Origin of the sequence: Enterovibrio makurazakiensis (genome assembly GCF_050336585.1) — a bacterium.
Classification (GTDB): Bacteria; Pseudomonadota; Gammaproteobacteria; order Enterobacterales; family Vibrionaceae; genus Enterovibrio; species Enterovibrio gelatinilyticus.
Window position 1 is genome coordinate 55454 of record NZ_JAKJSE010000024.1, and the last position, 14622, is coordinate 70075.

Consider the following 14622-nt stretch of genomic DNA (forward strand, 5'->3'; position numbering starts at 1 on the left):
ATGTTCACTTTGGTAAGTTACGGAGAACACAGCAAAGGAGACAACCATTGAATCTACTGATCGTGGAAGATGATGTTCACATTCAGCGCTTCTTAACCCAAGGTTTCGAGCAGGAAGGATGCACGGTGACGTTGACAAGTTCAGGCTATGAAGGGCTGTATTACGCCACTCATGATCAATTTGATGTGGTCATTTTAGACATCATGCTGCCAGAAATGGATGGCTTAGAAATGCTTCGCCAATTGAGAGGACAAGGGTTTATCGTTCCTGTCATTATTCTCAGTGCCAAACATTCAGTGGAAGAAAGAGTGAGCGGGCTCCAATGTGGTGCTGATGACTATCTAGTGAAGCCCTTTGCGTTTACCGAATTGCTCGCGCGCTGCCACACAGTGACTCGACGAGCGCAACCTGACAATGCCATTTCGACCCAATTACATTACGACGACCTGCAATTAGACATCATCAAGAGAGAACTCATCAGGGCCAACCTCGCTATCCCCCTCAACAAACGGGAATATGCTCTCACAGAACTCTTTCTACGCAACCCCGAAAGAGTACTGTCGAAAACCGTTATCTTGGAACAAATTTGGGGGTATCAGTTCGACCCTCAAACCAATGTTGTAGATGTATTGGTGTGTAGATTGCGATCTAAGGTTGATAAAGATTTTAAGCTTCCTCTTATTCACACCATTAGAGGGGTTGGCTATGTCCTCAGAAAAGAGTGTTAGGAACGCTCTGACACACACACAAAAGGCGCTATTTTTTCGTTTTGTCGCAGTATTGCTGACCTGCTTGCTCATCGTACAAATGGTTATTGCAGTCTTGTTGCTCTATAGGATGCATAGTAATGACATCAAAATTCTTTCTTCTATGGGTGCAGAATACCAACGTATTTTGACCTTTAATGGCGCCGAAAAATTAACCCATGTGGTAGTAGCAAACCCTGAACGGCTTCAAGAAAACAACATAACGGTGTTGAAACAAGATGTACCAAACACCACGACTTTTCACTCGGTGTCAGGTGCGGAATTAACCCCAACCGTATCAGCGTTGACTGCTTTTTCCACTAAGATCTCCAACGCTAAGTCTTCTGTACCCAACAATGAATTATCAGATACTGAAAATTGGTATCAGCAACTGATAACCGAGTCCTTTCTAACGGTGCCTTTGGTCGCCAAAGACCAAGGTTACATTATGGTGCAGCCCACTTTTTCCAATTTGGATACGGTTATCAATGAATGGTATCGAATAGGGCTTGCACTACTCGTGTTGGCCACCATCAGTCTTTTATTTGTTTGGCGACTTATCCATTCTACGCTATCTCCGTTGTTTATCTTGGCACGGCAACTTGATGACGCTAGTCAAAGCCCTCTGGAGAGTATGAGCGATACCTTGAACTTGGCGAAACAGGCCAAAAAAAACGATCTTTCCAGTATCAACCGTAGCGTGAATTTATTGCTAATTCGGCTGCACAAAGTAATCAAAAGCATGGATGACACAGTAAATGCCATTGCACACGACCTGAGAACGCCACTGTCCCGTCTGAGGCTGTCTGCTGAGAAAGGATTACTCACAGACACAGAGAGTGAGAATAGCGCTGTAGTGATGAAAGACGCCTTAGCCGACTGTTTAGAATCATCCAATCAAACCGATCAAATGCTTACTACCTTACTGAAAATCAATGATGAAGTCGCAGGACGCCTTACTCCCAAGCTTTCTCAAGTGGATATCAATGCAACGTTGACGAAAGTTGCTGGTTGGTACGAGGAAACAGCGGAGGACCAATGCATTCAATTAGATGTTATAAAAAACGCGTCTTCAACTTTACTAACCGATGAGGAAAAGCTCATCCAGATATTGGTTAACCTTATTGATAACGCCCTAAAGTTCACACCGAAAGGTGGCAAGATTCAATTGGCTTATTACGAGAGAAATGGCATTGGCAGTATTGCAGTAACGGACTCTGGCATTGGCATTCAAGAAGACAAACACGCTTTAATTTTCAAGAAACTCTATCGTGCCGATGAAAGCAGAACAACTGAGGGCTACGGTCTAGGGCTCGCCCATGCGATGGCTATTGCAGAAAGTTTAGGTGGGCAATTGACTGTTGATTCAACAGTCGGCAAAGGCAGTACCTTCACGATTCGTTTAACACGAAATACGTCGCAATAAATACATGGGCGAGTACCAGCACATCGCCCATGTAATTCTCTAAATCAGCGGGTGGAGCGAGCGGCGCAGGTATTCCTGCGGCTCATCACAATCAAGATAATCGCAGGGATGTTCATCAAAATGCCGTATAAGAGAGGCGTCAGCGCCAATTGCGGCTGATTGAGTTGAACCACAGCAACGAATATCGCCGTACCAGCATTTTGAATACCCACTTCAATGGATAGTGTTTTCGACAATGTCGTGTCACCGCCCAACCCTTTCGCAACGACCACTCCCAACGCCATGCCGAGAAAACAAAGAAGGAGCACCGCGATAGAGGCGACGGAAAAGAGTTGATTAAACACTTTCGTGTTCGCTGCCAGGGTAATTGCCACAGTAAAAAAGAGTGCCCATAACGCCGTGCGACCAGCAAACTGAGCAAATCGCTCAAAGCCCGCCGACGAACAATAGTGCTTAATCGCCATCCCAAGCAACACAGGCAATAAAGTCACCGCTATAAGCTGCAGGATAGCTGTCTTCAAAGGAATAATGGCTGAAACATCAGACAACACAAATGGCAGCATTAAAGGCAAGCTAAACGGAATGATCAAACTACTGATCGCCGTCATCGTTATGGAGAGTGCAGAGTCCCCGCCACAAAGGTGACAGATAGCATTTGACGATGCACCGCCAGGCGCCAACGCCAATATCCAAAGCCCTACCGCGACCACCTCAGGCAGGTTAAATAATTGAATCAAGCAATACGCTATGATGGGTAAACCAATGAGCTGCGCTGACAAGCCTGCAGCCACTTTACCGGGGAATTGGGAAACACGCTTAAAATCCGCCACAGTGAGAGTTAACCCCACACAGAACATCATCCACGCAAGCGCGACGGGTAAGCCAATGGTGAGCATGGTTTGGCTCATAAAATATCCTTACTGACGTAGAAACAGCCTACCCTTTTCTTTTGTTTCATTTTGCTTGTACTTGGCAGGCTGAAATATCAAAACAATCTATCAGATCAAAAAAGGCGAACAGTGTGTTCGCCTTTAAACTCGAGGGAGCATCAAACTTATGCGTTGCCCTTAACTTGGAGTTGCAGATCGGCAGCAAAATCTAACATGCGATTCAGTGGGATCAGAGATTTCACGCGAATTGCTTCATCGACAAAAATCTCGTGGTCTTGACCGCCATCTCGTAGCGCAGTCTCAATCGCTTTCAAGCCGTTCATTGCCATCCAAGGACAGTGAGCACAACTACGACAGGTTGCCCCTGCTCCCGCGGTTGGCGCTTCAATCAATTCTTTATCTGGCACGACTTGCTGCATTTTGAAGAAAATGCCTTTGTCTGTCGCGACAATCATTTTCTGCTGAGGAAGTTCTTTAGCCGCCTTGATAAGCTGACTCGTTGAGCCGACAGCATCTGCCAGTTGTACCACACTTGCTGGAGACTCAGGATGAACCAGAATCGCAGCGTCAGGATACACCGCTTTCATATCACGTAGTGCTTTTGCAGAAAATTCGTCGTGTACTACGCATTCACCTTGCCACAACAGCATATCAGCGCCAGTTTTTTCCGCAATATAAGCGCCTAGGTGGCGGTCAGGCCCCCAAATGATTTTCTTGTCTTGCTCATCGAGGTGCTCGACGATTTCTAATGCAATCGATGACGTTACTACCCAGTCAGCACGCGCTTTTACCGCAGCCGATGTATTGGCGTAAACCACCACCGTATGATCAGGGTGAGCATCGCAAAACGCAGAGAACCTGTCATCAGGACAACCGAGATCCAGCGAGCATTCGGCTTCCAGCGTTGGCATGATCACATTCTTTTCTGGCGTCAAAATTTTCGCACTTTCACCCATAAAGCGAACACCCGCAATAAGCAGTGTTTTCGCTGGATGTTTGTTGCCAAACTTCGCCATTTCAAGAGAGTCACCAACAAAGCCGCCCGTTTCTTCGGCCAGCGCTTGGATTTCAGGGTCAGTGTAATAGTGGGCAATCATCACTGCGTCTTTTTCAATTAGCAGTTGTTTGATGCTTTCGATGTAGTCTGCTTTTTGCTGGGCAGACAACACTTCTGGTTTCGGAGGGAAAGGATATACCGTCTCGGCGGTATTAATAATCTGGCTCATCGACTTACTCAGATTTACTAGCAATTCGAGTATTATACCCAGCTTAAGGTGAAATTTTCATCCTTTAAACTTGCACGACTTCAAGATGTTTACAACCAACGCGTTAGCGACCAAGAAAGGTTGCTTGGGATAAACATTTGTCCGGGTAAATGTTATTTCTCAGCCGCAGAAAAAAGAAACCGGCTTAACGCCGGTTCTCGAGAATATATTGATCAATGAAAGCTATTTAAGCTTCTTCTCAGCTTGATTTGCCGTTGTCGTACCAGGGTATTCTTTAACAACTGCGCTAAATAAACTTTTCGCAGTAGCCACATCACCTTGTTTCTCAGCGATCATCCCCAATTTCAACATCGCATCTGCACGCTTGCTTGACTTAGCAACTTGGCTCACCGCAGTGAAATGCGTCTTAGCCGCTGCGAGATCGCTTTTGGAGAAATACAATTGGCCTAGCCAATAATGGGCATTGGGCTTGTAAATCGATTCAGGATATTTCGCAAGAAAAGCATTGAAAGCGTCGGTAGCACCCGCGTAATTTTTCTCTTTCAGAATGAGATTTACGGCTGCGTCGTATTGTGCGTTTTCAGATTGATCTGAAGAATATGACTCTTTTGATGCTGGATCTTCAGGCTTGGTAACCACAGCGGGTGCTGGCTTAGCATTTCTCACCGCGTCTACCTCTCGGTAAAGCTCGCGCTGACGCTCCAACATCTGTTGTAATTCGTAGCTATTTCTTTCGACATTACCGCGCAACTCATCCAGCTCGCCAGCCATTAGCTCTAGCTGGTTTTGCATGTCAATCTGCATCTGATTGCGCGCTTCTAATAGTCGCTCCAACCGCTCTACAGAGCTATTACTGCCTAACTCAGTCACCGGAGCAGGTGCGGCAGCCACAGGGGCCGCCACACTGACCAGTAACGCCAGCGAAAGAGAACGCAAAGTGTTACTGTTCATAGGATTTACCTTCTAATTAGTAAACCAGAACCGCACGACGGTTCTTAGCGTAAGCTTCTTCACCTTGGCCAAGAACCAAAGGTTTTTCTTCGCCGTAGCTCACGATAGCAATTTGAGAAGATGGAACACCCAGTGCTTGCAAGTATTTAGCTACTGCGTTTGCACGACGCTCACCCAACGCGATGTTGTATTCAGGTGTACCGCGCTCATCGGCATGACCTTCAACAACCACTTTGATCTCTGCATTTGCGCGCAGGAATACTGCGTGTGCATCTAGCATATCTTCAAATTGTGGCAACACTGAATAGTCATCAAAACCAAAGTAAACAGTTTGCGACTGACGCAATTCGTTGTTACGAATCTCTTGCTCAGTCAGGCTGCCTTGACCGCCATCTACTGGCGTTACAATGGTGGTTTCTGAACCTTTGTTAGTTTCAGAACCCGTGCTATCAGTAGAGCTATCGCTTGAGCTACATGCTGCCAGTGTAAACATAGGCAGCGCTACAGCCAAACCCTTAAGTACTTTGTTAAGTTGCATCTTGTTTTCCTTTATATCAAATAAGCGCAAATATTATTGGTATGGGGACCACGCAGGCGCTCTCACCCGACCATTTGTAGCTGGTAAACGTGCTTTAAATCGTCCATCAATAGAAACCAATGAAAGTACGTTGTTACGTCCGTAAACCGAGCTGTAAATTACCATGCTGCCATTTGGGGCAAGGCTTGGAGATTCATCCAACATTGTCTTAGTTAGAATTTCTACCGCACCCGACTGCAAATCTTGTTTTGCAATGTTGTAGCCCGAGTCCGAGCGGTGCACCATTACAAGGTATCTACCATCCGGAGTCAGTTGACCACCGAGATTCTGGCTGCCTTGCCAAGTGATTCGGTTAGCAGAACCATCGGCTAAATTTACTCGATAAATCTGTGGTTTACCACCCCGGTCTGACGTAAAGATCAAAGACTTCCCGTCCGGATCCCAGAAAGGCTCGGTGTTGTTCGCTCGTCCTTTGGTAATTTGCTCCATTTTACGTGTTTTCAGATCTAACACGTAGATTTGCAAACTACCGGTTTTTGACAGCACCAAAGCGAGTTTGCTTCCATCAGGAGAAAAACGCGGTGAGCCATTGTGACGCGGGAACGACGAGAGCATTTCGCGCTCACCGGTGTAGATGTTCATAATAAATATTTGAGCTTGGCCGTTCTCAAAACTCACGTAAGCCAATTGTTTGCCATCAGGTGACCAAGCAGGAGACATTAACGGTTGCTTAGAGCGCAATACCAATAGTTCGTTATAGCCGTCATAGTCAGCTATGCGAAGTTGATAAGGATGCTCCGCTTCATCATCGATAACAACGTAAGCGATTCGCGTCAAAAACGCGCCTTTCTCTCCTGTTAGCTTCTCATAAACCAAATCGGAGATACGGTGTGCATATTGGCGAAGTTGGTTAGCGGCAACAGTCTTACGGTTATTGAGAAGAAGGTGATCTTTAGTCAGAACCAACTCGCCCGAGGTAGATAACCCTTTGCTTTGCCCGCCAGTAAGCTGCCCACGAACCACATCAATAAGCTGGTATTCAATCAGGTACTTGCCATCAGGTGTTGGGCTGATTTTCCCAGTGACTAAGGCATCAACCCCCATCGCAGTCCAATCATTAAAGTCAACGCTAGCTTCGCTATACGGCGTTTGTGGCATTTTATCCGTCGGTACGGGGCTAAATTTACCACTGCGCTGCAAGTCTGAGGCAATCACAGACGACACATCGGTGGGTAGCTTACCCTCGCCTTCCCATTTAAACGGGATAATTGCGATAGGACGTGCTGAGTTTACCCCTTCAGTGATGACCAGTTTTAGCTCAGCTTGCGCGGGTTGAATGGCCGCAAGCACTAGCGTAATCACACCAAAGAATACGCGTTTCAACATGAAGAATCCCTCTTACTCTGGTTTGACAGTCAGCTCAATATTTTGAAGCTGAGCCGCAACATCTTTATCTTCCGGCATCGGGAAGGATGACACTTTCAATACAGCGGTTTTCGTCGCCCGACACAGTGACGCGTTTCCACCTACTTCTGTCACATCTAACAACAAGCCACTGCTGGCTATCCGCATTTTCACTACACACTCTTGACCCAGAAAACTATTGTCTACCAATAAGTTCTGGCGAATCATTTGCGTGTAAATTGCGCCATATCTTGAAACTTCGTCACTGACAAATCGCCCTCGAGCCGAACCTCTGTTTTCAGATTCGGACTCGAGACCGCTAAAAAGCTCGTTAAGAGCAGCCTCCTGCTCTGCTTGCTTCTTACGTGCGGCTTCAGCCTTACGTTCAGCTTCTACACGAGCAGCCTCTGCTTTTCGTGCTGCTTCTTCCGCTTTTTTCTGCTCAGCGATTTTTTGCTTACGCGCCTCTTCAGCTTTGCGGGCTTCTTCTTCTGCGCGTTTTTTCTCAGCTATTTGACGTTCGCGTTCTTCTTCCGCTTTCTTGCGTTCTTGCTCAGCTCGAACACGTTCTGCTTCGGCTTTCTTCGCTGCCTCTTCGGCTTTACGCTGTTCCGCGACTTGGCGTTTACGTTCAGCTTCAGCAGCTGCAGATTTTTCTTGCGCGATACGTGTTGCTTCTTCAGCCTTACGTTGCTCTTCGGCTGCTTTCTGGCGAGCTTCAGCATTTCGTTTACGCTCTGTTTCTGCTTCGCGTGCCGCTTTCTCTGCAGTTAGCTTTTCGGCTCTTAGTTCACGCAAGCGTTTTTCTTCTTGCTCACGCTGCTTCTCTAGTAAATCGGCTTGCTGTTCTAAACGTCGTAAGCGGTCATCTTCCTGACGCTTAGCTTCATCGCGTTGCTGTCGAATTTTACGGGCTTGTTCACTGACCACACTTGGGTCAATCACCACCGCTTCAATACTCTGTCCTGATGGCTGATGCGAGACTCTAGTGAAATCAGCCCCCCAAAGAAGCCCCACGAAAAGCGCGGTATGTAACAATACAGATATGACCGTAGCGCCCGTATATCCTTTATTATCGTTATTCTTCATTCAGTTTCTCATTTCATGAATTATGCGGTTCGGTCATTAGCCCCACGGATGAGACTCCCGCACTACTCAATGCGTCCAATGTTAAAATGATTTCTGAATAAGGTACGCGTCCGTCGCCTCCCACTAATACGGGAGATTTAGGATTGATTTCCAATTCAGCTTTTACGCGTACCAGTATATCTTGCATAGAAAGACCACGAGCCATATCACCGTTATTGACACTCAAGCCTAAGCCGCCATTTTGATCGACTTCAACAATAATAAAAGCACCACTGTCTTCTTCCTTCGCGAGTTCTGCGGCAGTTTTCGCCGTCGATGTCTGTGGTAACTCAACATCCACGCCTTGTGTGACAAAGGGGGCCGTTACCATGAAGATAATCAGCAACACCAACATGACATCGATGTAAGGAACGACGTTGATTTCCGCCGTCATCTTCCTACGTTTAGGTTGATAAGCCATGGCTTACTCCTTAGGTGCTGCAAACGCCTGACGGTGTAAAATGCTCGAAAACTCTTCCATGAAGTTCACATAGTTATTTTCGAGTTTACCAACTTTAGATGTCAGCTTGTTGTATGCCATTACCGCGGGTATTGCTGCGAACAGGCCCATTGCCGTTGCCACAAGTGCCTCTGCGATACCAGGCGCCACCATGGCGAGCGTGGCTTGCTTAACCGCACCCAGTGCAATAAACGCGTGCATGATGCCCCAAACCGTACCAAACAAGCCGATGTATGGGCTAATCGAACCGACCGTGGCAAGAAATGGCAGGTTGGTTTCCAGTGATTCCACTTCTTTCGAGAGCGAAACTCGCATGGCGCGTGACGTCCCCTCCATCACCGCATCAGGCACTTTGCCATTGCTACGGTGCAAACGAGCGAACTCTTTAAATCCAGAGTAAAAAATTTGCTCGCTTCCTGAGAGCGAATCTTTACGCGCTTGAACTTCTTGAAAGAGTTGCGATAAATCCATGCCAGACCAAAAACGGTCTTCAAAGCGTTCCGCTTTAGTGACAGCTTGGGAAAGCACTTGAGAACGTTTGATGATCATCGCCCAAGACATGACAGACATGCCCAGCAGCACCAACATCACTGCTTTTACTAACAGACTGGCCTGTAAGAACAGATCAAGAATTGACAGTTCAGCGCTCACTTAAAATCTCCGATTGAATCGATGTAGGAATAGATTTAGGTTTCTTTTTCTCAGAGTCGATACAGGCTACCCTAACCGTAGCTCGACACAACACATCACCGTTTGAATTCACTAAATCTTGACAGAATGTCATGCTCACTCGACGTAGCTCTGACACCATAGTTTGAACAGTCAGCGCCTCATCAAGTGTTGCGCCTTTAAAAAAGTCCATATCCATGTGACGAACCACAAATGCCGTATTTTCTTCAAAGAGTGTCTGTTGATTGACACCGATACTACGTAATAGTTCGGTTCTCGCACGTTCGAAGTACTTGATATAGTTCGCATGATAAACAAGTCCACCCGTGTCTGTGTCTTCGTAGTAGACGCGAATTGGCCAGCTGAATGGAGGGCTAGTGCTCATCCGGATAATTACCTGAAATCCATATTAAGGTTTAACGAAATACTATAACTGACTTACTCAAGATATTGAAAGCACGAAGCAACGTAGCAGGTCACGAATGGCGCAAAATAAAACAGCCTGAGGCCAATGGCACTCAGGCTGATGCATAGGTGAGCAGTCACTGCGTCTTTAAATGAATGCACTCGATAGGATATAAATCATCACAATCCATGCAAATGGCGGGAAGAACACCAATTGCCACAGCCAAAAACGCGGTTTAAACCCCATACCGTGAATAAACCCAGTACACGTTGCCCAAATCAATGCTGGGGCATTGGTGAGATTAAACCCACCAATTTTATCCGCGAATGACTGAGGGTCCCAAATCACAAGACCCGCACATGTCACCGCCAACACCAGTGAAAACAACATCAAAACACGCTGAAGAAGACGATCATGAAGACCGTCTAACATCATTGTGAATCTATTTTTCACTGTCGTGATCCATGGCTTCGGTGTGTTCCAACCAAAGCGCATTGATGATACCGAACGAGCACGCCAGCAATACACCTAGAATCCAAGCGAAATACCACATGGTTAACTCCTTCTCTTAGTACAGTGAGGTTTTGTTGTCTTCGATGAACTTGTCATCCAGACGACCAAACATTTTGTAATAACACCAAGCGGTGTAGGCAAGAATGATTGGCACCATCACGAAAGCAACAACTGTCATGATATTCAGCGTCAATTCACTCGAGGTTGCATCCCACATGGTCAAGCTGTGCGAAGGCACTAGGCTTGATGGCATTACGAATGGGAACATTGCAAAGCCTGCGGTCAAAATAACGCCCGCAATCGCAAGGCTGTTAAACAAGAAAGCAAAGCCATCACGCTCGAAACGCGCACAAACAGCAACCAGAAGTGGCATAAACACCGCTAACGCTGGCGCTGCCCATAGCATTGGGTAGGTTTCATAGTTATTGAACAACGCGCCCATTAGGGTCACCACTTCTTTGTTCAGTGGGTTTGACGTCGCGTGAGTCACGATTTCACTCGTGATCACATAGAACTCGATGTTCTGAGCCCAGAAGCCAGCCAGTGCAAAGCAAACTGCGGTTAGCACAGAGGTCACCTGAGCCACAGTGCGCGCACGGGTGTGCAGTGCGTCAGTGGTTTTCATCTGCAAGTACGCTGCGCCTTGGGTCAGAATCATGAACAAGCTAACCAAGCCACACAGAATCGCAAACGGGTTTAGCAGACCAAAGAAGCCGCCCTTGTATGTTGGAACCAAGAATTCACTCAGCTCAAACGGTACGCCCTGAAGCAAGTTACCAAATGCCACACCAAAAATGATTGGTGGAACAAAGCTACCAATGAAGATGCCCCAGTCCCACGTTTTACGCCAGCGTGGGTCTTCAATCTTAGAACGGTAATCGAAACCAATTGGGCGGAACCAAAGTGCCGCTAGGGTTAAGATCATCGCCAGATAGAAACCTGAGAAAGACACGGCATAGACCAAAGGCCAAGCTGCGAACAATGCACCACCCGCGGTGATCAACCAAACTTGGTTACCATCCCAGTGAGGTGCAATGGAGTTAATCATAACGCGGCGTTCGTTATCGGTTTTACCGATCACTGGCACGAGTGCGCCAACGCCCATATCAAAACCATCTGTCACGGCGAAACCGATCAGTAGAACACCGATCAGTAGCCACCAGATTAAACGTAAAATTTCGTAATCAAACATCGCTCAAGCTCTCCTTATGCTTCAAGTTGACGCGCAAGATCCGTTTCCGGAGACTTTTGCTGTTCAAAGTGATAACGGCCTGTCTTCAAGCTGCTTGGTCCTTTACGCGCGAACTTAACCATCAGGTAAACTTCGGCAATAAGGAACACGGTGTACAACAGGACAATCGCAACCAGTGAGGTAATGATCTCAGAGGCTGGCAAGTTAGATGCTGCCATGTGTACCGGTAGGATTTCACCCACAGCCCATGGCTGACGACCATACTCTGCAACGAACCAACCCGCTTCACTCGCGATCCAAGGCAGTGGGATACCGATAAGAGCAAGTTTCAGAATCCATGGTTTCTGATCAATTTTCTGGCGGCATGTTTGGAAGAACGCCATACCAAAGATGAACAGCATCGCGAAGCCACACGCAACCATGATGCGGAAACTCCAGAACAACGGAGCCACCTGCGGAATAGAATCTTTGGCTGCTTGTTTGATTTGCGCTTCTGTTGCATCGACTACGTTGTCTGTGTGTTCTTTCAGCAATAGGCCGTAACCAAGATCGCCTTTCACATCATCGAATGCAGCAACGTTTTCAGCAGATTTATCACCAGAACGAAGCTTCTCAAGCAAACCATATGCAATCATACCGTTGCGAATACGCACTTCGTGTTCATCAATCAGATCACGCAAACCAGTGACTTCTTTATCAAACGAACGCGTCGCGATAATACCCATCACATAAGGGATCTTGATGGCGTAGTCGGTTTCCATGGTCTCTTGGTTTGGGAAGCCAAACAGGGTAAACGCAGCAGGAGCGGGTTCTGTGTGCCACTCTGCTTCAATTGCGGCAAGTTTCACTCGCTGCACGTCACCAAGCTCGTAGCCAGACTCATCACCCAGCACGATAGTAGACAGGATACCCGCCATACCAAACGATGCGGCAATAGCAAATGAACGACGAGCAAATGCAACGTCGCGGCCTTTTAGTAGGTAGTAAGCACTGATACCCAGGACAAACATTGCACCCGTGGTGTAGCCCGCAGCTACCGTGTGTACAAACTTAACCTGAGCAACTGGGTTAAGTACCACTTCCGCAAAGCTCACCATTTCCATACGCATGCTTTCGAAATTGAATTCAGCGCCGATCGGATTTTGCATCCAACCATTCGCCACCAAAATCCAAAGCGCAGAGAAGTTTGAGCCAATTGCCATTAACCAAGTAACGGTAAGGTGTTGGCGTTTGGTTAGGCGGTCCCAACCGAAGAAGAACATACCCACAAGCGTCGATTCGAGGAAGAAAGCCATAAGGGCTTCAATCGCTAGAGGTGCACCAAAAATGTCGCCGACGTAATGAGAGTAATATGCCCAGTTAGTACCGAACTGGAACTCCATTGTTAGGCCTGTTGCCACGCCTAGTGCGAAGTTGATACCGAAAAGCTTACCCCAGAACTTAGTCATGTCCTTGTAGATTTGCTTGTCCGTCATCACATACAACGACTCCATAATGGCAAGCAGGAATGCCATACCTAGAGTCAGTGGGACAAATAAGAAGTGATACATCGCGGTGAGAGCAAATTGGAACCGCGACAGATCCACAATATCAGTTAACATAGTAACTCCTTCCTCGTCAGGCTGACTGACGCGCGATACTTTCGTATCGATAAGTAAATGCTTAAACACATGCGCGCCTTACGTGACGCGCTTAACAGAGCTTCCTTACGGGAGCCGTGTGAACGACTCTCCTTTTTTATGTTGCATGTATGTTTTTCACTGGTTAGGATTTTGTTAAGCAACACCTAATATAGTGACAGCTAATACTAATCATTATGTGGAGCCGCTTCAAAGCATTTGGGTGTTTCACTCTTTGATTGCTGTCTAATTAATCAATTTTTACTGTCTCAAATCGACCCTTTGTTAGATCTTGATCAATTTCGATGCGCAAAATTGACAACACACGAACGAATCTAGCACGTGATTTCCACACTAGAGAGTATGAGGTAGTAATCTGAAAATAGAAAAGGCCAGCAGAAATGCTGGCCTTTATGCGTTATTTTCGACGAGGTAAGCGATGACCTACTCGGGTAAATCAAACCCAAAGTGCAGATAAGCACGCTGACTAGCAATACGTCCTCGCGGAGTACGTTGCAGGTAACCTTGTTGAATCAGGTACGGTTCCAGCACGTCTTCAATCGTATCTTTTGCTTCACCTATCGCTGCAGCAAGGTTATCGAGGCCCACTGGACCACCATCAAACTTTTCAATGATCGACTTTAGAAGCTTTCTGTCCATATAGTCGAAGCCACGATTATCAACGTCTAGCATATCCAAGGCTTTAGAAGCGATATCAGCATTGATCTCGCCATCAGCTTTTACTTCGGCGTAATCACGTACACGGCGCAGAAGGCGGTTTGCAATACGCGGTGTGCCGCGCGCACGTTTCGCAATCTCATAAGCCCCTTCTTCATCAATCACTAAGTTCAAACAGTTTGCACTTCGCTGAACAATGCCTTTCAAGTCGGCAACGTTGTAGTACTCAAGACGCTGCGTAATACCAAAACGGTCACGCAGTGGTGACGTTAGTGAGCCTGCACGGGTGGTCGCCCCTACCAACGTAAACGGTGGTAAATCAATTTTGATTGAACGCGCCGCAGGACCTTCACCGATCATGATATCCAGCTGATAGTCTTCCATCGCGGGATACAACACTTCTTCAACCACAGGGCTTAGACGGTGGATTTCATCAATGAATAATACGTCGTGAGGTTCAAGGTTGGTCAGCAATGCGGCCAAATCACCCGCTTTTTCGAGAACGGGGCCAGAGGTGGTACGGATATTCACATCCATCTCATTGGCAACAATGTTTGCTAAGGTAGTTTTCCCCAGCCCAGGTGGGCCGAAGATCAGCAAATGATCGAGTGCTTCTTCGCGCTTTCTCGCTGCATGGATGAAGATTTCCATTTGGCTGCGCACATGATCCTGACCTTTGTAATCTTCCAGCATCTTAGGTCGAATCGCACGGTCAATGATCTCGTCTTCTTTCATTGGTGGTACGGAGCTTATCAGGCGATCTGCTTCAATCATCT

Annotated in this window: 16 protein-coding genes; 2 read left to right on the plus strand and 14 right to left on the minus strand. The window is 47.0% G+C overall.

Features of this window, described 5'->3' with window-relative positions:
- The first annotated feature begins 47 nt into the window (after positions 1-47).
- The gene (locus L4D06_RS18320) at positions 48-728 is read left to right on the plus strand and encodes a response regulator (protein ID WP_429740649.1); all 681 of its coding nucleotides are present in this window, start codon (positions 48-50) and stop codon (positions 726-728) included.
- Positions 706-2172: a sensor histidine kinase gene (locus L4D06_RS18325; RefSeq protein ID WP_429740650.1), complete on the plus strand. Its 1467-nt coding sequence runs from the start codon at positions 706-708 to the stop codon at positions 2170-2172. The genes L4D06_RS18320 and L4D06_RS18325 overlap by 23 nt, the downstream gene beginning before the upstream one ends.
- A gap of 44 nt (positions 2173-2216) precedes the next feature.
- Here the strand turns inward: L4D06_RS18325 and L4D06_RS18330 are convergent, their stop codons facing one another.
- The 14 genes from L4D06_RS18330 to ruvB all read right to left on the minus strand — a co-directional run bounded on the left by L4D06_RS18330 (position 2217) and on the right by ruvB (position 14620).
- Positions 2217-3080: a bile acid:sodium symporter family protein gene (locus L4D06_RS18330; RefSeq protein WP_429740651.1), complete on the minus strand. Its 864-nt coding sequence runs from the start codon at positions 3078-3080 to the stop codon at positions 2217-2219.
- A 146-nt stretch (positions 3081-3226) separates the two neighbouring features.
- Positions 3227-4288, minus strand: coding sequence for a quinolinate synthase NadA (gene nadA, locus L4D06_RS18335; RefSeq protein ID WP_429740652.1), 1062 nt, complete (start codon positions 4286-4288; stop codon positions 3227-3229).
- Positions 4289-4510: 222 nt separating this feature from the next.
- Positions 4511-5239, minus strand: coding sequence for a tol-pal system protein YbgF (ybgF, locus tag L4D06_RS18340; RefSeq protein WP_429740653.1), 729 nt, complete (start codon positions 5237-5239; stop codon positions 4511-4513).
- A gap of 16 nt (positions 5240-5255) precedes the next feature.
- A complete protein-coding gene (gene pal / locus L4D06_RS18345; protein WP_274166150.1) occupies positions 5256-5777 on the minus strand; it encodes a peptidoglycan-associated lipoprotein Pal in 522 nt (173 codons plus the stop codon).
- Between the two features lie 33 nt (positions 5778-5810).
- Complete coding sequence (gene tolB / locus L4D06_RS18350) at positions 5811-7163, minus strand: Tol-Pal system beta propeller repeat protein TolB (RefSeq protein WP_429740654.1); 1353 nt, start codon at positions 7161-7163, stop codon at positions 5811-5813.
- A 12-nt stretch (positions 7164-7175) separates the two neighbouring features.
- Positions 7176-8270: a cell envelope integrity protein TolA gene (gene tolA, locus L4D06_RS18355; protein WP_429740655.1), complete on the minus strand. Its 1095-nt coding sequence runs from the start codon at positions 8268-8270 to the stop codon at positions 7176-7178.
- Between the two features lie 13 nt (positions 8271-8283).
- The gene (gene tolR / locus L4D06_RS18360; RefSeq protein ID WP_274166153.1) at positions 8284-8730 is read right to left on the minus strand and encodes a protein TolR; all 447 of its coding nucleotides are present in this window, start codon (positions 8728-8730) and stop codon (positions 8284-8286) included.
- A 3-nt stretch (positions 8731-8733) separates the two neighbouring features.
- Positions 8734-9420 (minus strand): protein TolQ, encoded by a 687-nt coding sequence (gene tolQ / locus L4D06_RS18365; RefSeq protein WP_274166154.1) that lies wholly within the window; start codon positions 9418-9420, stop codon positions 8734-8736.
- Positions 9410-9823, minus strand: coding sequence for a tol-pal system-associated acyl-CoA thioesterase (gene ybgC, locus L4D06_RS18370; RefSeq protein ID WP_429740656.1), 414 nt, complete (start codon positions 9821-9823; stop codon positions 9410-9412). The genes tolQ and ybgC overlap by 11 nt, the downstream gene beginning before the upstream one ends.
- A 168-nt stretch (positions 9824-9991) precedes the next feature.
- The gene (ybgE, locus tag L4D06_RS18375) at positions 9992-10276 is read right to left on the minus strand and encodes a cyd operon protein YbgE (RefSeq protein ID WP_429740690.1); all 285 of its coding nucleotides are present in this window, start codon (positions 10274-10276) and stop codon (positions 9992-9994) included.
- Positions 10277-10286: 10 nt separating this feature from the next.
- Complete coding sequence (cydX, locus tag L4D06_RS18380) at positions 10287-10397, minus strand: cytochrome bd-I oxidase subunit CydX (RefSeq protein ID WP_028025171.1); 111 nt, start codon at positions 10395-10397, stop codon at positions 10287-10289.
- Between the two features lie 15 nt (positions 10398-10412).
- A complete protein-coding gene (cydB, locus tag L4D06_RS18385; protein ID WP_429740657.1) occupies positions 10413-11549 on the minus strand; it encodes a cytochrome d ubiquinol oxidase subunit II in 1137 nt (378 codons plus the stop codon).
- Between the two features lie 14 nt (positions 11550-11563).
- On the minus strand, positions 11564-13150 hold the full coding sequence (gene cydA / locus L4D06_RS18390; RefSeq protein WP_274166157.1) for a cytochrome ubiquinol oxidase subunit I: 1587 nt from the start codon (positions 13148-13150) through the stop codon (positions 11564-11566).
- Positions 13151-13612: 462 nt separating this feature from the next.
- Positions 13613-14620, minus strand: coding sequence for a Holliday junction branch migration DNA helicase RuvB (gene ruvB / locus L4D06_RS18395; protein WP_028025168.1), 1008 nt, complete (start codon positions 14618-14620; stop codon positions 13613-13615).
- Positions 14621-14622: the final 2 nt, after the last annotated feature.